The 20,011-nt window shown below is 46.1% G+C and carries 21 protein-coding genes and 1 riboswitch; of the genes, 18 read left to right on the plus strand and 3 right to left on the minus strand.

The window, feature by feature from the left end:
- Positions 1 to 145 precede the first annotated feature (145 nt).
- Complete coding sequence (locus tag DXC01_RS14025) at positions 146 to 1,267, minus strand: glycerate kinase family protein (protein ID WP_118697959.1); 1,122 nt, start codon at positions 1,265 to 1,267, stop codon at positions 146 to 148.
- A 311-nt stretch (positions 1,268 to 1,578) separates the two neighbouring features.
- Positions 1,579 to 2,427 (minus strand): NAD(+) diphosphatase, encoded by an 849-nt coding sequence (gene nudC, locus DXC01_RS14030; protein WP_022215759.1) that lies wholly within the window; start codon positions 2,425 to 2,427, stop codon positions 1,579 to 1,581.
- 208 nt (positions 2,428 to 2,635) lie between these two features.
- Positions 2,636 to 2,827, plus strand: a riboswitch (cobalamin riboswitch).
- Positions 2,828 to 3,193: 366 nt separating this feature from the next.
- Between nudC and DXC01_RS14035 the strand changes: the two genes are divergently transcribed.
- On the plus strand, positions 3,194 to 3,475 hold the full coding sequence (locus DXC01_RS14035; protein ID WP_022215760.1) for a cysteine-rich small domain-containing protein: 282 nt from the start codon (positions 3,194 to 3,196) through the stop codon (positions 3,473 to 3,475).
- 122 nt (positions 3,476 to 3,597) lie between these two features.
- Here DXC01_RS14035 and DXC01_RS14040 read toward each other — a convergent pair whose 3' ends face one another.
- On the minus strand, positions 3,598 to 4,311 hold the full coding sequence (locus tag DXC01_RS14040; protein ID WP_118697960.1) for a phosphatase: 714 nt from the start codon (positions 4,309 to 4,311) through the stop codon (positions 3,598 to 3,600).
- Positions 4,312 to 4,646: 335 nt separating this feature from the next.
- On the opposite strand from DXC01_RS14040, the gene DXC01_RS14045 reads away from it, so the two are divergent.
- From DXC01_RS14045 to DXC01_RS14125, 17 genes are all read left to right on the plus strand, one after another.
- On the plus strand, positions 4,647 to 7,166 hold the full coding sequence (locus DXC01_RS14045; protein WP_118698158.1) for a glycyl radical protein: 2,520 nt from the start codon (positions 4,647 to 4,649) through the stop codon (positions 7,164 to 7,166).
- Positions 7,167 to 7,178: 12 nt separating this feature from the next.
- The gene (locus tag DXC01_RS14050; RefSeq protein WP_022215763.1) at positions 7,179 to 7,970 is read left to right on the plus strand and encodes a glycyl-radical enzyme activating protein; all 792 of its coding nucleotides are present in this window, start codon (positions 7,179 to 7,181) and stop codon (positions 7,968 to 7,970) included.
- Between the two features lie 208 nt (positions 7,971 to 8,178).
- A complete protein-coding gene (locus tag DXC01_RS14055; protein ID WP_118697962.1) occupies positions 8,179 to 9,054 on the plus strand; it encodes a class II aldolase/adducin family protein in 876 nt (291 codons plus the stop codon).
- A gap of 43 nt (positions 9,055 to 9,097) precedes the next feature.
- On the plus strand, positions 9,098 to 10,486 hold the full coding sequence (locus DXC01_RS14060) for an aldehyde dehydrogenase family protein (RefSeq protein WP_118252027.1): 1,389 nt from the start codon (positions 9,098 to 9,100) through the stop codon (positions 10,484 to 10,486).
- Between the two features lie 18 nt (positions 10,487 to 10,504).
- The gene (locus tag DXC01_RS14065; protein WP_022215766.1) at positions 10,505 to 11,746 is read left to right on the plus strand and encodes a zinc-dependent alcohol dehydrogenase; all 1,242 of its coding nucleotides are present in this window, start codon (positions 10,505 to 10,507) and stop codon (positions 11,744 to 11,746) included.
- Between the two features lie 23 nt (positions 11,747 to 11,769).
- Positions 11,770 to 12,084: a BMC domain-containing protein gene (locus DXC01_RS14070; protein WP_005427726.1), complete on the plus strand. Its 315-nt coding sequence runs from the start codon at positions 11,770 to 11,772 to the stop codon at positions 12,082 to 12,084.
- A 58-nt stretch (positions 12,085 to 12,142) separates the two neighbouring features.
- Positions 12,143 to 12,418 (plus strand): propanediol utilization microcompartment protein PduA, encoded by a 276-nt coding sequence (gene pduA / locus DXC01_RS14075; protein ID WP_022215767.1) that lies wholly within the window; start codon positions 12,143 to 12,145, stop codon positions 12,416 to 12,418.
- Positions 12,419 to 12,460: 42 nt separating this feature from the next.
- Positions 12,461 to 12,772 carry a BMC domain-containing protein gene (locus DXC01_RS14080; protein ID WP_022215768.1) on the plus strand — a complete coding sequence of 104 codons (312 nt, stop codon included), beginning with the start codon at positions 12,461 to 12,463 and terminating at the stop codon, positions 12,770 to 12,772.
- Between the two features lie 180 nt (positions 12,773 to 12,952).
- Positions 12,953 to 13,231 carry a BMC domain-containing protein gene (locus DXC01_RS14085; RefSeq protein ID WP_118252026.1) on the plus strand — a complete coding sequence of 93 codons (279 nt, stop codon included), beginning with the start codon at positions 12,953 to 12,955 and terminating at the stop codon, positions 13,229 to 13,231.
- Between the two features lie 70 nt (positions 13,232 to 13,301).
- The gene (gene pduL / locus DXC01_RS14090) at positions 13,302 to 13,913 is read left to right on the plus strand and encodes a phosphate propanoyltransferase (protein WP_420314324.1); all 612 of its coding nucleotides are present in this window, start codon (positions 13,302 to 13,304) and stop codon (positions 13,911 to 13,913) included.
- A gap of 76 nt (positions 13,914 to 13,989) precedes the next feature.
- On the plus strand, positions 13,990 to 14,256 hold the full coding sequence (locus DXC01_RS14095) for a EutN/CcmL family microcompartment protein (RefSeq protein ID WP_118252025.1): 267 nt from the start codon (positions 13,990 to 13,992) through the stop codon (positions 14,254 to 14,256).
- A gap of 4 nt (positions 14,257 to 14,260) precedes the next feature.
- The gene (locus DXC01_RS14100) at positions 14,261 to 15,589 is read left to right on the plus strand and encodes a 4Fe-4S dicluster domain-containing protein (protein ID WP_022215772.1); all 1,329 of its coding nucleotides are present in this window, start codon (positions 14,261 to 14,263) and stop codon (positions 15,587 to 15,589) included.
- Between the two features lie 16 nt (positions 15,590 to 15,605).
- On the plus strand, positions 15,606 to 16,154 hold the full coding sequence (locus DXC01_RS14105; RefSeq protein ID WP_022215773.1) for a BMC domain-containing protein: 549 nt from the start codon (positions 15,606 to 15,608) through the stop codon (positions 16,152 to 16,154).
- Positions 16,155 to 16,186: 32 nt separating this feature from the next.
- On the plus strand, positions 16,187 to 16,960 hold the full coding sequence (locus DXC01_RS14110; RefSeq protein WP_022215774.1) for a DeoR/GlpR family DNA-binding transcription regulator: 774 nt from the start codon (positions 16,187 to 16,189) through the stop codon (positions 16,958 to 16,960).
- 16 nt (positions 16,961 to 16,976) lie between these two features.
- A complete protein-coding gene (locus tag DXC01_RS14115; protein ID WP_022215775.1) occupies positions 16,977 to 18,128 on the plus strand; it encodes a 1-propanol dehydrogenase PduQ in 1,152 nt (383 codons plus the stop codon).
- A gap of 27 nt (positions 18,129 to 18,155) precedes the next feature.
- A complete protein-coding gene (locus tag DXC01_RS14120) occupies positions 18,156 to 19,199 on the plus strand; it encodes a cob(I)yrinic acid a,c-diamide adenosyltransferase (protein ID WP_118697964.1) in 1,044 nt (347 codons plus the stop codon).
- Positions 19,200 to 19,297: 98 nt separating this feature from the next.
- Positions 19,298 to 19,993, plus strand: coding sequence for a hypothetical protein (locus DXC01_RS14125; protein WP_118697965.1), 696 nt, complete (start codon positions 19,298 to 19,300; stop codon positions 19,991 to 19,993).
- Positions 19,994 to 20,011 lie beyond the last annotated feature (18 nt).

Consider the following 20,011-nt stretch of genomic DNA (forward strand, 5'->3'; position numbering starts at 1 on the left):
ATAAAATACCCCATTATTTTATATAGTAAAAAACCCGTTCTTCATATTATAACGAATCAGCCGCCAAAATACCAGTTTTATACGCAAAAAAGCCCGCTGGCATACGGGAGAGGGACCAGCGGGCAAAGGGAGAAAAGGGACAAAGTTAAAGCAGACGGAATACCTGTTCCACCGCTGCAGCCATATTGGCTTTGGCAGTAGCCGGATCCATGGCTTCACTGAGGGTGGAGATTCCACGGATGATCGGGAAAAATGCATCAATACCGGCTTCGTTGCAGGCAACGGCTTCTTTTGTGACGCTTCCTGCAAAAGCGACGGTTTTTGCACCATATTTTTTGCCGAGTTTTGCGACGCCTACAGGAGCTTTTCCCATGGCGGTCTGATGATCCAGACGACCCTCACCGGTTACGACAACATCGGCGTTTTTCATTTCGTCCTCAAGATGGACAGCATTCAGGATAAGCTGGATGCCAGGAGTCAGTTCTCCGTTTAAGTAGCTTAAGAATGCAAAACCAAGTCCGCCTGCGGCACCTGCACCGGATGCGTTCATGTTGTCTTTTCCGATGGTCTGTGAGGTGACTTTTGCATAGTTTTCCATTCCGGCATCGAGGACCGGAAGCATTTCGGAAGTAACGCCTTTCTGCGGACCATAGATGTAAGTGGCACCCTGGAAGCCGCAGAGCGGGTTTGTGACATCACATGCGATCTTGAAATTACACTGGGAGAGAAGCTCAGCATTGTCGGAAAGTCTGACGGAAGCCACTTTGGCAAGAGCCTGTCCGCCTTCGCCGGTGTCCTGACCGTCTTTGTCAAGGAAAGTAAATCCAAGAGCCTTAAGCATTCCGATCCCACCGTCATTGGTAGCACTGCCGCCGATTCCGATGATGAAATTGCGGATTCCCTTGTTGATGGCGTGAAGGATCATTTCACCGACACCGTAAGTGGTAGCGATCATAGGATCTTTCTGCTCGGAGATCGTGATCCCGGCGGCAGAAGCCATCTCCATGACAGCAGTGTTGGTGTCCTTGAGATAACCATAATATGCGTTGACCGGTTCATGATAAGGTCCGGTAACTGTGACATCGACACGTTCTCCATTCAGCCCTTCGATCAGGGCATCCGTAGTTCCCTCGCCGCCGTCAGCCAGTGGTTTGACGATCACTTCTGCATCTTTATGTGCGGCAAGAACGCCGGCTTTGACAGCCATGCCGGCTTCCATGGAAGTCATGCTTCCTTTAAATGAATCAACAGCAACTACAACTTTCATAACAAAACCCCCTGTTGGTAATGTGAATGTTTTTTTGAAAAAGCTGCTCAGGCAGTAAACGCAAATGTGTAAGGTGATTGGAGGAACTGAACAGCTTTGATGATGTTACTATAGCATGTGCGGGATGAAAAAGATATGTCTTTGATACTGAAAAATAAAGATAAATTTACGAAATATATATACTATATAACAAAATATTTGAAATGAAGCGGATAAAAGAATTGTAAAGTGCAGATCTGCATGATGAGTATAATGCGATAGTCTGAACGTGGTGCCTGCTTGTAAAAACAGATACCACGTTTGTCTATTCTTTATTTGGGTTCTTTTCCAGCAGCAAATACCATCATCATCTCGTTAGTAAGACTGCTGTTGTTGTCCTGACCGATAATTTGATCACGCTCAAACCACTGTGCTATGGAAAGCTCTTCGTGATCCACCGTGAGAGTATCCTCTCCGTCTACATCACAGAAAAATCCGAAAAGTAAAGTGCCGGAGAAGGACCATGGCTGGCTCTTGTAATAACGAAGATTTTTGACTTTAAGGCCGACCTCTTCCATGACCTCACGCTGGACGGTCTCTTCAATGGTTTCCCCAATTTCTGCAAATCCGGCGATCAGAGCATATTGTTTAAAACTCCGGCCTTCATATTTGGAACAAATGATCTTGTCACCGTTTGTGATGCCGACGATGACAGCCGGCATAAGTACCGGGTATTCCCGACGGCCGCAGGAAGGGCAGTACATCATACGCTCTTTTGTGTCATGCTTCATTGGTTTTCCACAGCATCCGCAGAAACGCCGATTTTTGTACCAGAACCAGAGCTGATATCCAGTGACTGTGGCGAAAGCAAGATACTGTGGCTGGACATAACGAAGCTCTCTTGTTTCATGGAATTCATAGCCCGGCAGCAGGGATGTATCAAGTCCCGGGATCAGATAAAAACGTTCCTGATCAATGGAAAAAAGATAGATATAATTTTCGTACAGATCGCTTACATTTCCTTCCAGTTCGCGAAAACGTGGAAGAGAGATGGAAACGTCATCTTCTTTTTTATGGAAGAAACACTTTCCATTTTCGTAAGCGAGAATGATGCTGTTGCCATCCGGTGTGACTGGTTTATATTCATTGTGATAAGTATGCGGTGCGATATCCTGAATCATAAAAAATCCTCCTTTTGGTGATAACTACGTAGTGGTCATGCAGGACCGGAAAATATAATTCAGTATAGGACACACGCAGAAAAAATGCAACACAGAGAAAAAACGGGTGTGAAAAGAGATTATAACTTTTTACTTATGAATTTGTGAAAAAAGTATCAGATACTATTGACAATGACCAAAGGGTATGCTATTATAATGTCAGTATAATTCCATATTGAACATATGAAGTGCTGGCTGTGTCCGCGTAGCAGTCAGAAGAGGGAATCAGGTGAGAGTCCTGAGCGATCCGGTCACTGTAACAGAGGAGCGAACCTTCATTATCCCATTGTACATAGTATGAGAAGGGGAAGGCAAGCGATGATCCTGAAGTCAGGAAACCTGCTTTGTATGGCGAGGTTAAACTTCCGTGTAAAGTGTAACAACCAACTTAGGGATATCCGCAGTCCCAGAGTGTTGTCTGCTTATTGGAAGCAGGCATTTTTTTATGGAATTCGCCTGTTCGTATGAATTATACCTCATGCTTGTAATTGCGGTGGCCGCCGCAGAGCATGGTAACCCATTAAGGGTATGATTAAATGGCAGGCGATACTGCTTCGGATGCATTCGTTCCCTCCGCATATTTGAACGGATTCATTGTCTACCCCGGAGCAGCATCGCAAATCCTCTATAAGAATGTTTGAATGACAGCATGACATTGGTCATAGCTGCTTTTTTTATATTTTCTTATAGGATATAATAGGATGAAAAGGGGATGGAGGTGAATATTATGGAGAAACCGTATTGGGAAGGGAAACATTATTCCTATTTCAGCAATAAGGAGTGTGAATATTTTCCATGCCATAAAGGGGCAGACCCGGAGAACTTTAATTGTCTGTTTTGTTATTGCCCGTTGTATGCACTGGGTGATAAATGTGGCGGGAATTTTAAGTTTACGGATAAGGGATTTAAGGACTGCACGGATTGTCAGCTGCCGCATAAGAGGAAGAATTATGGGTATGTGACTGGGAAGTATGCGGAGTTGGTGGAGTTGATGAAGAAGATGGGGTAGATGAGGAATGGGGACGCCTACGGAGAAACACCTCCTGTACGGATGACATTCGCTCACCGGGGTGTGGTCCCTGAACGCCGCCCGTAGGGCGGCAGATTAGGGACCGGTGTGTGGGAGACTCATTATCTCTCTTCTAATATCATTTTCAACCTTGGAATCTGATTATTCAAGATCAGTTCCTCCGGGAACATTTCTTCATGCACGAATTCGGCGGCGCAGGTGAAGTCTCCGATGTGTTCTGTGCCGTGGCTGTCGCTGGAGAGGACGATCGGGATGTTGTACTTGCGGCAGCAGCGCAGGATCTCGCGGTTGTTGGTTCGGGTGTCTCCTCGGTAGCCGTAGGGGGCGAGGGAGGCTTCGTTGATTTCAAAGATCACTCCGAATTCTTTTGCTGCGACTGCAAGTGTCTCATAATCTGCTGGAAAATGCGGATTATCGCAATGTCCGAGGATTTTGACGCAGGGATGCTTCATAGCGTTCAGGTAAGCACTTGTATTTTCTTTTACAGAACCACTCTTATAATTTTGCGCGTGCATGCTCGCAATCGCGTAATCCAGTTTGTCAAGAAGTTTATCACTTAAATCTACATGTCCATCAACATCAAGGATATTCAGTTCAACTCCAAACAATAATTCAATCTCAAAGCGTTTCTTGGGAGAATAAGAAAGACTTCTGAAATAAGAAGAAGTTCCCGCGGCAAGTGTGCCAGGTCCATGGTCTGTGATCCCGAGCAGTTTAAGCCCCTTCTTTGAAGCCGCTTTTGCCATATCAGAAACGGTACAGGTCGTTCCGTGCCCGCTTGCGATGGAATGTGTATGTACATCAGAAAGATACATGTTTGTTCCTCCTCCGATCGGAAAAAATCGTTACTGTCAGATCCAATTACAGTAACAGAAACTATACTGATCTCAGTATGGCAGTCTAAAATCCAAAAGTCAACTCAAAAATCAAATTCCAAATAAAAACCAACACAAAACAAACAAAAACCACAACAAAACCCGCACAAAAAACCGATAAATACTGTTGGATTTCGTTGACATGCAGGAGCGTGTAGAGTATAATGGTTCTATATGAATCGTGGCGTCATAGCGCCTTAAGAGGTGCCAGTGGCATGTCCGCTGATACATATGAGATATGGCGTTTGAGACACCATAAGAAAGGAGACGTGGAGATGTTTAATACCACAGATATTCCAAAGTCATCCAGAATTCCGAAACTGGTTGAGGCACTTTATGCCCACATGCCGGTTATCGAATCTGCAAGGGCGAAGCTTATCACAGAATCGTACAAGGCCACAGAGGGACAGCCTACGATCACCAGACGTGCAGAAGCTTTTGCCCACATTCTCCGTAATATCCCGATCATCATCCGTGACAACGAACTGATTGTTGGAAGCAGCACGATCGCACCGCGAGGATGTCAGACTTTCCCGGAATTTTCCTACCAGTGGCTGGAGGATGAACTGGATACGGTTGAAACGAGGAGCGCAGACCCGTTTTACATTGCTGAGGAGACCAAGCAGGAGTTAAGAGAAGTACATAAATACTGGAAGGGCAAAACCTCCAGCGAACTTGCAACCTCCTACATGGCGCCGGAAGCAATCAGAGCAATCGAACACAATATTTTTACACCAGGCAACTATTTTTACAACGGTGTCGGACATGTAACTGTTAAATATGAAGAAGTTCTTGCAATCGGTTACAAGGGAATCATCGACAAAGCACAGGCAGAACTCGACAGATGTCAGGTTGGAGACGGCAATTACGTCAAGAAATCACATTTTCTTAAGGCAGTCATCCTTTCCTGCCAGGCAGTCATCGAATACGCAGAGCGTTATGCAGAGCTTGCGTCCCAGATGGCAGCAGAGTGTACCGATCCTGTACGTAAACAGGAACTTCTGCAGATCTCACAGAACTGCAGCCGTGTTCCGGCAAATGGAGCAACAAGCTTCTATGAAGCATGCCAGTCCTTCTGGTTTGTACAGCAGCTCCTTCAGGTTGAATCCAGCGGACATTCCATTTCCCCTGGACGTTTTGACCAGTATATGTATCCTTATTATAAGGCAGATCTTGACAAGGGCATCATCACCAGAGAATCCGCACAGGAACTTCTTGACTGTATCTGGGTCAAACTGAATGACCTCAACAAAGTCCGTGATGCAGCTTCTGCAGAGGGATTTGCAGGATACAGCCTTTTCCAGAACCTGATCGTCGGTGGTCAGGACAAGGACGGAAATGATGTTACCAATGACCTTTCTGTTATGTGTATCCTTGCATCTATGCATGTACACCTGCCGATGCCTTCCCTTTCCATTCGTGTATGGAATGGCTCCCCGCACGAACTGCTGATCAAGGCAGCCGAGCTTACAAGAACAGGTATCGGACTTCCGGCCTACTATAATGATGAAGTTATCATCCCGGCACTTCTGAACAGAGGACTGACTCTTGCAGATGCCAGAGAATACAACATCATCGGATGTGTAGAACCGCAGAAAGCCGGCAAGACAGATGGATGGCATGACGCAGCATTCTTCAATATGTGCCGCCCGCTGGAACTCGTATTCTCCAATGGTATGGACAAGGGCGAGCTTGTTGGTATCCAGACAGGCGATGTCACCAAGATGACAACCTTCGAGGAATTTTATGACGCATACAAGAAACAGATGGAATACTGTATTTCCCTTCTTGTAAATGCAGATAATGCGATCGACGTTGCACACGCAGAACGTGTACCGCTTCCATTTGAATCCTGTATGGTAGATGACTGCATCAGCAGAGGACTTTCCGTTCAGGAAGGCGGCGCGATCTACAACTTCACAGGACCGCAGGGCTTCGGTATCGCAAATATGGCAGATTCCCTGTATGCGATCCGCAAACTTGTATACGAAGACAAGAAAGTTTCCATGGAAGAATACAAAGAAGCTCTTGCATGGAACTATGACAAAGGACTTGATGAGCAGTCAGTCAAAGATATCTCCGAGATGATCCTCAAGGGAATGCAGGACGGCGGCATGAATGTCACAGAAGACACAGCCAAAGCAGTCCTTACAACAGTCATGAGACTGAAACCTACAGAGGAGCAGCTTCGCAGATTCACAGAGATCCATCACATGATCGACGAAGTTCCGAAATACGGAAATGCGATCGACGATGTTGACTATTTTGCAAGAGACGTAGCTTATACATACACACGCCCGATGCAGAAATACCACAATCCACGTGGAGGACAGTATCAGGCAGGTCTTTATCCGGTATCAGCAAACGTACCGCTTGGTGGACAGACAGGTGCAACACCGGATGGCCGTTATGCACATACACCGGTTGCAGATGGCGTTTCTCCATCCGCAGGCAAGGATGTCAAGGGACCGACAGCGGCAGCAACTTCCGTTTCCAGACTGGATCACTTCATCGTATCCAACGGAACACTGTTCAACCAGAAATTCCATCCGTCAGCACTGGCAGGAAGGGAAGGACTGGAGAAGTTTGTTTCCCTGATCCAGACCTTCTTTGATCAGAAGGGAATGCATATGCAGTTCAACGTTGTTGACCGTGAGACTCTTCTCGACGCGCAGAAACATCCGGAGAAATATTCTCATCTGGTTGTACGTGTTGCAGGCTACAGTGCACTGTTTACAACACTTTCCCGTTCTCTTCAGGATGATATAATCAGAAGAACAGAGCAGGGCTTCTAAAAGGAAGATATTATGGATTATTTACAGACAAAAGGTCGTATTTTTGATATCCAGAGATATTCGATCCACGATGGCCCGGGGATCCGTACGATCGTCTTTCTGAAGGGCTGCGTGCTCCGCTGCCGCTGGTGCTGTAATCCGGAATCACAGGAATACAAGATCCAGACCATGAAAGTCCTCGGTGAGGACAAGGTGATCGGCAGAGATGTTACAGTAGAAGAGATGATCCAGGTGGTTGAACAGGATCGCCCGTACTACCGGCGTTCCGGCGGCGGCCTGACCCTCTCCGGAGGTGAGAGCCTCTGCCAGCCGGAGTTCGCGAGAGACCTTCTCAGAGCTGCCAAGGAGCGGGGAATCAACACCGCCCTGGAGAGCATGGCATGTGCACCGTTTGAGGTGATCGAGGAAATCCTTCCATATCTTGATCTGTATCTGATGGATATGAAGCATACCAATCCGGCAAAACATAAGGAATTCACTGGTCGCCCGAATGATCTGATGATGGAAAATGCCCGTAAGGTTGCACTTTCCGGCAAATGCAAGCTGATCATCCGAGTTCCGGTTATTCCGACGTTCAATGCGACGGTAGAGGAGATCCAGGGAATCGCATCCTTTGCGAATACCCTGCCCGGAGTAGAGCAGCTTCACCTGCTTCCGTATCACCGTCTCGGACAGGATAAGTACACCGGACTTGGCAGAGAATATCTGATGGATGGCATCCTTCCACCGACCGCAGAGGAGATGAATACCCTCAAGAGAGCGGCAGAGGCAGTAAGCTCCCTGCACGTTCAGATCGGCGGCTGAGGACAATAAAGTTATGTTGCGAAAAACAACAAAAACAACATTCAAGAAACAATAAAAACAACATAAAACAACGATAATTTCTTGACAATCCAGGTTATGAGGAGTAAAATCTTCTTAGAAATAAAACAAAACCCAAGCTATGCCCTGAGGGTTATCCTAATCGCCTCCAGGGTACGGCAAACCACACTGCTTTAGGAGGAAAATAAGCATGGTAAACGAATTTGAAATCAAAAAACAAATCTGTGACATCGGAAGACGTATCTACAACCGTAACATGGTTGCAGCAAACGACGGAAACATTTCCGTAAAACTGAACGACAACGAATTCCTCTGCACACCAACAGGTGTATCCAAAGGATTCATGACACCAGAGTTCATCTGTAAAGTAGATGCTCAGGGTAACGTAATCCAGGCTAACCCGGGATTCAAACCATCTTCTGAGATTAAAATGCACATGAGAGTATATCAGAAGAGACCAGACGTAGGATCTGTTGTACATGCTCATCCGATCTATGCAACATCCTTCGCTATCGCTGGTATCCCGCTTACACAGCCGATCATGCCAGAAGCTGTTATCGCTCTTGGATGCGTTCCGATCGCTGAGTACGGTACACCTTCCACAATGGAGATTCCGGACAACCTTGAGAAATATCTGCCATACTTCGACGCAGTTCTTCTTGAGAACCACGGAGCTCTTACATGGAGCACAGACCTGAACGCTGCATACATGAAGATGGAATCCGTAGAATTCTACGCACAGCTTCTGTATCAGAGCAAACTCCTTGGCGGACCGAAGGAATTCGACAAAGAAAACATCAAGAAACTGTATGAGATCCGTCGTAAATTCGGTATGCCTGGTAAACATCCTGCAAACCTCTGCCAGAACAAAGATGGCGTAAACTGCCACAACTGCGGTGGAGCATGCCACAACGAAGAATACAAACAGTTCCCGGGATATCAGTATGATTTCGTTGGTGGAGCAGCACCGGCAGCAGAAGCACCGGCAGCAGCACCGGCTAACGCAGATGCAGAACTGGTTGCAAACATCACAAAACAGGTTATGGCACAGCTTGGCCTGAAATAATTTACGGTCAGATAACCGGTAGACATTAAGGAGGAACAATCTCATGCCAATTAGTGAGAGCATGGTACAGGATATTGTACAGGAAGTAATGGCAAAAATGCAGATTGCAGATGCTCCGACAGGAAAACATGGCGTTTTCAAAGAAATGAACGATGCGATCGAAGCTGCCAAGAAAGCAGAACTGATCGTTAAGAAAATGTCCATGGATCAGAGAGAAAAAATCATCACCTGCATCCGTAAAAAAATCAAAGAAAATGCAGAAGTTATGGCTCGTATGGGCGTTGACGAAACCGGAATGGGTAATGTGGGAGACAAAATCCTCAAACATCATCTGGTAGCAGACAAGACACCTGGTACAGAGGACATCACAACAACTGCATGGTCAGGAGACAGAGGACTGACACTGATCGAAATGGGACCATTCGGTGTAATCGGTGCGATCACACCATGTACCAACCCAAGTGAAACAGTACTCTGCAATACAATCGGTATGCTGGCTGGCGGAAATACAGTAGTATTCAACCCGCATCCGGCTGCTATCAAGACTTCTATCTTTGCAATCAACCTGGTAAACGAAGCTTCTCTTGAAGCAGGCGGACCGGACAACATTGCAGTAACAGTTGAGAAGCCTACCCTTGAAACAAGCAATATCATGATGAAACATAAAGATATCCCGCTGATCGCAGCAACAGGCGGCCCTGGCGTTGTAACCGCAGTTCTTTCTTCCGGTAAGAGAGGAATCGGAGCCGGAGCAGGAAACCCGCCGGCAGTTGTTGATGAAACAGCTGATATCCGTAAGGCGGCACAGGACATCGTAAACGGATGTACATTTGATAACAACCTTCCATGTATCGCAGAGAAGGAAGTTGTTGCAGTATCTTCTGTAGTAGATGAACTGATGCACTACATGCTGACAGAAAACGACTGCTACCTGGCTTCCAAAGAAGAACAGGACAAATTAACAGAAGTTGTTCTGGCAGGCGGTAAACTGAACCGTAAATGTGTAGGTCGTGATGCAAAGACCCTTCTTTCCATGATCGGAGTAAACGCACCGGCAAATATCCGCTGCATCATCTTCGAAGGACCGAAGGAACATCCGCTTATCACAACAGAGCTTATGATGCCAATCCTTGGTATTGTAAGAGCCAAAGATTTTGATGATGCTGTAGAACAGGCTGTATGGCTTGAACATGGCAACCGTCACTCAGCACACATCCATTCCAAGAATGTTGATAACATTACCAAATATGCGAAAGCAATCGACACAGCAATCCTTGTTAAGAACGGCCCGTCCTATTCTGCACTTGGATTCGGTGGAGAAGGTTACTGTACATTCACAATCGCAAGCCGTACAGGAGAAGGTCTTACAAGTGCAAGCACCTTTACCAAGAGAAGACGCTGCGTAATGTCAGACAGCCTTTGCATTCGCTGATCAGGAGGAAATATTAAAATGGATATGAATAACGTAAATATTGAAGAAATCGTAAAACAGGTTCTTTCCGGAATGACCGGAAATGCACCGGCTCAGACAGCAGCACCGGCAGCTCAGGCTCCGGCAGCACCGACAGCTGATCCGGTAATCCCGAAAACAGCTCATGTTGCAATGCTGACAGCTCTGGAACACTATGAAATCAAAGAATTCCCGATGCCGGAAGTTGGAGATGACGATATCCTTGTTAAAGTAGAAGGATGTGGTATCTGCGGAACTGACGCACACGAATTCAAGAGAGACCCATTCGGTCTGATCCCTGTAGCTCTTGGACATGAGGGAACTGGTGAGATCGTAAAAATGGGTAAAAACGTTAAAGTTGATACAGCTGGAAAACCAGTTAAAGTCGGCGATAAAGTTGTTACATGTATGATCTTCAAGGATGATCCGGAAATCACAATGTTCGACCTCAACAAGAAAAATGTTGGTGGAGCAGATGTATACGGACTTCTTCCGGATGATGATGTACATCTTAACGGATGGTTCTCTGATTACATCCTGATCAGAGGAGGATCTTTTGGATCTACATTCTTCAACGTAAGTGATCTGGATCTGGATTCCCGTATCCTGATCGAGCCATGTGCAGTACTTATCCATGCAGTAGAAAGAGCAAAAACAACAGGAATCCTTAAATTCAACTCAAGAGTTGTTGTTCAGGGATGTGGACCGATCGGTCTTATCTGTATCGCTATCCTTCGTACCATGGGTATCGAAAACATCTGTGCAGTAGACGGAAATGCAAAACGTCTTGATTTCGCTAAGAAGATGGGTGCTGAAGTATCCGTTGACTTTACACAGTACAAAGGCATTGAAGCTCTTACAGAAGCTGTTAAAGAAGCTCAGGGCGGACATCTTGCAGATTTTGCATTCCAGTGTACAGGAAACCCGCACGCTCATGCAAACATCTACAAATTCATCCGCAACGGCGGTGGACTTTGCGAGCTTGGTTTCTTCATCAATGGTGGAGATGCAACAATCAACCCGCACTTCGATCTGTGTTCCAAAGAAATCAACCTGGTTGGTTCCTGGGTATACACACTGAGAGATTATGCAACAACATTTGATTTCCTCAAGAGAGCAAAAGCAATCGGACTTCCGATGTCTGATCTTATCACAGACAGATTCCCGCTTGAGCAGATCAATGAGGCACATCAGACAAACCTTGCAATGACAGGTCTTAAGATCGCGATCATTAATAAATAATCCGGAAATAAAGGAGAAGCAAAATGGCAGAAGCTGTAGGAATTTTGGAAGTATTTGGGCTGGCAACAGCCTTTGTAGCGGCAGATGCAGGTTGCAAGGCAGCCAATGTCCGCCTGGAGGTGTTCGACAAGAACAAACCTGCAAATGCTGACAGCCTGCCAGTACCGCTTCTGGTATGCATCAAATTCCGTGGAAGCGTTGAGGATGTTACCGCAGCTGTGGAAGCAGGAATGGCAGAAGCAAACCGGAGAACTGGTGTAGTGCAGCACTACGTAATACCGAATCCGACAGAGGATACGGTCAAGATGCTGAAAATCAGCGCCCTGGATAAAAGCTGACGCAGCTTAGATCCTGGTACAGTAATTAATTAAACAGATGATTCAGGAGGAAGAAATCATGGCACAGGAAGCTTTAGGAATGGTAGAGACCAGAGGACTGACAGCTGCAATCGAGGCAGCCGATGCAATGACAAAGGCAGCAGAAGTTGCACTGGTAGGAACTGAGAAGATCGGATCCGGACTGGTAACAGTTATGGTACGTGGTGATGTAGGAGCTGTCAAAGCAGCAGTAGAGAGCGGAAGCGCAGCAGCATCCAGACTTGGAGAGCTGGTAGCTACTCACGTAATCCCGAGACCACACACAGACGTAGAAAAAATTCTTCCAAAGATCTGATCTTAGCAGAATACATACAGATCAGTCAAAAGGAGTTCGCTCATGAATAAAGCATATGGTTTTATTGAGATCACAGGTGTTGTTGCCGCAATCAACGCGCTCGACATTATGTGCAAAACTGCAGACGTTGAGCTGGCGTCATGGGAACGTAAGCTGGGCGGACGACTGGTAACTCTTATCATACAGGGCGATGTATCAGCGGTGAACGAAGCAGTTGAAGCCGCTGTTGCAGGCGCGATTAAGAAACCGGCAAGTTATGCAGTGATCGCACGGCCGCACGAGGAGATCGTCAAACTCGTAGAGCTGAGTGCGAGCCGATGGAAGAAGAAAACACAGGAAGTAGCAGACAATTAGTTACTGTTTATAGGGAATATCCCGCGAGGTGTTTTGCCATGAATATGGCAAAATCCCGAGACATGCAGGGCAAAATGCTATCACCGTAGGTGATTTGGAATGCATTTTGACCAAGTTGCTGTGAACGAAGTGAACAGTAACCAGAATTAATTTTTATTTATCCATAAGGAGGATATGATCATGACACAGGAAGCATTAGGAATGGTAGAAACCAGAGGACTTACAGCAGCTATCGAAGCAGCAGACCAGATGTGCAAAGCAGCTAACGTTGCACTTGTAGGAACAGAGAAGATCGGATCCGGACTGGTAACAGTTATGGTACGTGGAGACGTAGGAGCTGTTAAATCTGCAGTAGAGAGCGGAAGCGCAGCAGCATCCAGACTTGGAGAACTCGTTGCTACACACGTAATCCCGAGACCACACACAGACGTAGAAAAAATCCTTCCGTCAATCAAATAACCAAAGATCCTGAAAACGGAAGAAAGCAGGTGTAATCTTGGAATCAAAGAATATCGAACTGATCACAAAGATGGTCATTGATGCCATCAATCAGTCAGAAGAAAAAAGCAATGGCTTCATGGTTCCGATCGGAGTTTCCGCAAGACACGTTCACCTGACACAAGAGCACGTAGAGACATTATTCGGACCTGGATATCAGCTCACCAAGAAGAAAGATCTGATGGGCGGACAGTTCGCATCAAACGAAACTGTTACGATTATTGGTCTGAAACTCCGTGCGATCGAGAACGTCCGTGTACTCGGACCGGTCCGCAGTGCAACACAGGTTGAGGTATCAGCAACAGATGCCATCAAACTTGGAATGAATGTTCCGGTACGTATGTCCGGTGACATTGCAGGAAGCGCACCGATCGCGATCGTTGGACCGAAGGGCGCCATCTATCTCAAAGAGGGATGTATCGTGGCTATGCGTCACATCCATATGTCTCCTAAGGATGCACAGGCAGCCGGTGTCAAGAACGGTGATATCGTTTCTGTCAAGGCAGATAACGAGCGCGGAACTATTTTCAATCATGTTGCGATCCGTGTAGACGACAGCTTTACACTGGAAATGCACATTGATACAGATGAAGCGAATGCAGCAAAGATTGCCACAGGCAATACAGTTACCATCATAAAGTAAATACGAATCTCCTGGATCAGCCGGTGGCGTATGCCACCGGCATTAGGGGATTATATAATAATGCGGAGGCACACACATGATAGTAGGTAAAGTAGTTGGAAGCGTGGTTTCCACGCGGAAGAGTGACAAGTTAATAGGACAGAAATTCATGATTGTGGAGCCGGTGCATCATATGAAAACTGACTTATCCCAGATCGTTGCGATCGATATCATCGGCGCAGGAATCGGGGAATATGTATTGGTGGCACAAGGAAGCGCAGCAAGGATTGGCTGCGGTGAAGAAACAGCACCGATCGATGCCGCAATCGTCGGAATCATCGATGATGGTGCAGGATTGGAGTAACGCCATGGAAATCAAAGATTTACAGAAAATTATACAGGACAGTGGCGTCGTAGGCGCTGGTGGAGCCGGTTTCCCGACATACGCCAAGCTTACTGACAAGGCGGACACAATTCTTATGAACTGTGCAGAATGTGAACCATTGCTGAAACTTCACAGACAGTTACTTGAAAAACATGCATATGAGATCATGAAAACTTTCCATATGGTTATGGAAACCGTTGGTGCTTCACAGGCAATCATCGGAATCAAGAAATCCTATGTTCAGACGATCAAGGCACTGCAGCAGCACATTGAGGAATTCCCTGGCCTGAAGATCCATCTTCTTGATGAAGTGTATCCGATGGGCGATGAAGTTGTGCTGATCTATGAAGCTACAGGACGTGTTTGCAGACCTGGCGGACTGCCGATTGAGCAGGGCGTCATTGTATTCAACGTAGAGACGATCTACAATGTATATCAGGCAGTGACATCACAGAAGCCTGTAACAGAGAAATACGTGTCTGTAGTAGCAGAAGTCGGTCATCCTGTAACAGTCAAGGTTCCGCTGGGCTGTACACTGGATGAAGTAGTAGCACAGGCTGGTGACATTACCACAAAAGATCCTGTTTATTTTGTAGGCGGACCGATGATGGGACGCATTGGCAACGGATCAGATCCGGTGACCAAAACAACAAACGCAGTTCTCGTTCTTCCACACGATCATCAGATCGTCATGAAGAAAAGAAGAACTTCAGCAATCGACTTAAAACGTGCAGCATCTATTTGCTGCCAGTGTAATACCTGTACAGACCTTTGCCCGAGACATAACCTCGGACACCCGATCGACCCGGCACGCTTTATGAGAGCAGCATCTGCCGGAGATTTCAGAGATGTAAATCCATACATCAATTCCGCATTCTGCAGTTCCTGCGGTGTATGCGAAATGTATGCCTGCCCGCAGAGTCTTGCACCAAGATCACTTCTTGCAGACATGAAGGGCGGACTTCGTAAAGCAGGTATCAGACCTCCTCAGGGAGTTCAGCCGGTACCGGTTAAACCTTCAAGAGAATATCGCAAGGTTCCGGAAGAACGTCTGATGGCCCGTTTAGGACTGACAAAATACGACAAGGACGCACCGATGGACGAGAACGTAGTTCCGGTATCCAAGGTTAAGATCCTTCTGAGCCAGCATATCGGAGCACCGGCACAGGCAATTGTGAAAACAGGCGACACAGTAACAAAGGGACAGATGATCGCGCAGCATGCTGACGGATTAAGCGTAAGCATCCATGCAAGTATCTCAGGAAGAGTAACTGAAGTAACAGATCGCCATATCATAATCGCAGCAAAGTAGAAAGGACGTGCAGAACATGAGTAAAGCAATCGGAATGATTGAATTTAAAACGACTGCCACAGGTATCACAGCAGCAGATACCATGGTAAAGACCTCTGATGTAGAGATCGTCGAGGCACAGACCGTATGTCCGGGAAAATATATTGCAATTATCACAGGCGATTTAAGTGCAGTAAAAGCCGCTGTTGACGCAGCAGTAACCACATATGAGGACAAATGTATCGACAGCTTTGTACTTGGTAACCCGCACGAATCCCTTTTCCCGGCAATGTATGGAACAACACAGGTAGAAGGAATCAGTGCTCTGGGAATTCTGGAGACATATGATGCCGCTTCCATTATCGAAGCAGCAGACCAGGCAGCCAAGACTGCGATCGTAGACGTTATCGAACTTCGTATCGCAAAAGGTATGTGTGGAAAATCCTACATGCTTCTTACAGGAGAAGTTTCAGCAGTAGAAGCTTCCATCGAGAAAGCAAAAGAATTCGTGGCAGAAAAAGGTATGTACCTGGATTCATCTGTCATTGCACATCCGGATAAACGAATGATGGATTCTCTTTTATAAAAAATAAATGTTCTCAAAAGGGGGCAAAGTAAATGCTGGCATTAGAAAGACGGAATTTAATTCTGGAGAAACTTCAGACAGAAAAGAAGGTCGTAGTAAGCGAACTCAGTCAGCTCTACGAAGTTTCAGAAGAAACGATCCGCCGCGATCTTGACAAGCTCGAAAAGGAAGGGCTTGCTATCAAAAGCTATGGCGGTGCAGTCATAAACGAGGATGTAAGTATCGATTTGCCCTTCAATATCCGCAAAAACCAGAACGTAAGCGGAAAACAAAAAATGGCGGAGATTGCCGCCTCTCTGGTGCAGGAGGGAGACCACATTTTTCTTGATGCAAGTACCACAGCTGTCTTTGTAGCAAAAGCACTTAAGGAGAAAGAGCGTCTCACTGTAATCACAAATTCCATGGAGATTCTTCTTGAACTTTCTGACGTATCCGGCTGGAATATTATTTCAACCGGAGGTGTCATGAAAGAAGGATATCTTGCATTCCTGGGCTCCAGAACAGAGGAGTCGATCCGGTCCTATTATGTAGACAAGGTCATTATCTCCTGCAAGGCACTGGATCATGAGTGGGGAATCATGGAATCAAAGGAATCCTTTGGCACAACAAAAAAAGCCATGATCGCATCAGGGCGTGAGAAGATTCTGGTTGTAGACAGCACAAAATTTGATCAGACCGCTTTTTCTGTAGCAGGAAAACTGCGGGATGTAGATGTGGTTGTAACGGACAGGAAACCATCAGACAAATGGATGGGTTATTTCAAAGATGCAGGCGTAAAATGTCTCTATCCTGACATGCAGCCATAGAAAGGGAGCAACAGATATGAAGACCTTTGAAATGAAAACAGCGATTCATTTTGGAGAGAATGCACTGGAACGTCTTGAGAACATTCCATACAAAAGAGTTCTGATCATTACAGACCCATTTGTAGTGCAGAGCAAAATGATTGATCTGATTACCAGACCTCTGGAAAAAGCTGGTAAGGAATATGATATTTTCCATAACGTTGTACCGGATGCACCGGTCGACAAAATCGCAGACGGAGTTAAGAAATTCCTGAGCTATCAGCCGGAAGCAATCATCGCAGTTGGCGGTGGTTCTGCAATTGACTCTTCCAAGGCAATCCGTGAGTTTGCCCTGAAGATCAACCATTACGGCGAGGTTGGACTGATCGCAATTCCGACCACAAGTGGAACAGGATCAGAAGTAACTTCTTTTGCAGTTGTAAATGATACCGAAGCAAAAGTTAAATACCCACTGGTTTCTGACAGCCTGACAGCTGATGAAGCGATTCTGGATGCAGAGCTTGTTAAGAGCGTACCTCCGGCGATTACAGCAGATACAGGAATGGATGTGTTCACACATGCACTGGAATCCTATGTAAGTACCGGACATAACGAATTCTCAGCAGCACTCGCAGAGAAAGCAATGGAAATCTGCGGAGTATTCCTCCTCAGAGCATATCTCGACGGAAGTGATATGCACGCAAGACAGAAGATGCACGTGGCCTCCTGTCTGGCAGGACTTTCCTTTAACACAGCGGGACTTGGTATCACACACAGCATGGCCCATCAGCTTGGTGCGATGTTCCATATTCCTCACGGAAGAGCAAACGCGATGCTCCTTCCTCACATTGTGGAATTCAATGCGAACATCAACAAGAGAAGCAGAAGCCAGAAGACATATCTTCCTGCAGTAGAACGATATGCGTTAGTTGCACACATCCTGGGACTGAGCAATTACAACCAGGTTATGAGTGTACGTTCTCTTGTGAACTGGATCCAGTTCATGCAGAAGGAAATGAATATTCCGATGACTATCCAGGAGCTTGGTACCATCACTCCAGATGCATATTTTGCAGCAGTGGATAAGATGGCTGAGGCGGCACTTGCGGATGCCTGCACACCAACGAACCCACGAACACCGACCAAAGAAGATATCATCAAGATCTACACCAAACTTTGGTCCTTCTAAATCAAAAATGACATGGGAGATGCCGAGATGAGCATTTATACAACAAACGGTGACAAGGGGACTACGAACCTTGTCCGTACAAAAAATGTCTCCAAGTCAGATGACCGTATTCAACTGGTAGGAACGATTGATGAGCTGACCAGTCATCTTGGACTTATCAAGACCATGATGGATAAAGCTGAGGATATCCACTTTCTTGAGGATATCCAGAAGAATCTGAATATGATCGTATCAGGCGTGGCAGATCCTTTTAACAGAGAGTTCAGGACAGAAGATGATCAGACAGGACAGCTTGAAGACGAGATCGATCGTCTGGATGGCCTGTTCAGCTGCCCGAAGGAAGAAAATATCCTTCCGGGCAGCAGCCGTCTGTCAGCAGAACTGGATATCGCAAGGGCAGTTGCAAGGAGAGCGGAGCGTGATCTGGCAGCTGTCAGTGTGAAATTCGGAGCAGACAACGGCGCAAAGAAATACATGAACCGTCTGAGTGATTATCTGTATATCATGGCCAGATATACAGAAACCACAGAGCAGCCGGTACAAAACCAGGAAGAAAGCAGACCTTCCGGTGGAAAAGAGACAGAACCAGTGGCAGCAGTACAGACTCCGGCGACAAGCGAGGCAGTGATCCAGGAAGTTCTCAAACGAATGGGAATCCAGGGACGGATCACTCTGGACAGCGCAAAGCGCCTGATAGACAAAATCGAACAGGAAGCAGCGCGTCGTGGCAAGAAAGCGGTGATCGCGGTCTGCGGTCCGGATGGAAATCCGATCGCAGTCCATGTCATGGATGGAGCATTCCTTGTAAGTTTTGATGTAGCCACCAAGAAAGCCTACACAGCAGTCGCAGTCAAGATGTCTACGAAGGAACTCAGTATCCTGGCACAGCCGGGAGGAACTTTTTACGGCGTAGACAAGATGGATGGCGGCAGGATCGTGATCTTTGGCGGCGGTGTACCACTTAAGGTTGGAGATACGATCATCGGAGGCCTGGGAATCAGCGGAGGAACCGGTGAGGAGGATCACAGCCTGGCAGAGTATGCACTATCTGTTTTGAATGAAGTATTATGAATATCATAAAGTATTTTACATAAGATAAAGAATCTGTTTTCACTTTAAATGAGACAGATTCTTTATTGTGTTTATGAAAAGAAAAGGAGGAGCTATTTATGAAAAAAATTGGGATTGCATTACTGGTGTCTATATTACTGGTGCTGATGGCAGTTCCGGTGCAGGCAGATAACATCAATTATACTACAATTCGCGGCAAAGGCCGCACTTACTATCTTTCCATTGAATTTAACAGGAAATATCAGATGAGGAGCCGCCTCTACCAGAAAACATCATCCGGCAAAAAGGTTGTGGCTGCTACAGGATTTGCCAATGAAAACCGTCTCGAATATGTGGGAACGTATGGCAATAAACTGTACTTCAGTTATAAGTATAATACACGCATCAGAACTTACAGTTATACAATTGGAAAGAGCGGATTTAAACTGGAGAATGGAAGCCTTTATCTGCAGGCAATGCGTGGAAACTATGCATACGGGTACAGACAGATCCCAGATGACAACTCACCCACAAAGCTGTATATTTATAATGTTGCGACCAGAAAATCAACATACATTGGCCTGGGATACTTCTCTGATATCAAATATATTGGAGGTAAGATCTATTACGTGCGATACTCCAATCGCTACAGAACAGCGTATATTATGAGATGCAATCCGAACGGAACAGGAAAGAAGATTCTCAAAACGCTCAAAAATAAATACCCAATGTATGTATTTACAATAGGAAAAAACAGAGCAACTTACTACATTGACAGAAATGACGAATATCGCGAGGCGAGCGTTCGTTATTAAATAAAATATTCAGGAAAG

It is taken from the genome of Blautia sp. OM07-19, from assembly GCF_003481595.1.
Classification (GTDB): Bacteria; Bacillota; Clostridia; order Lachnospirales; family Lachnospiraceae; genus Blautia_A; species Blautia_A intestinihominis.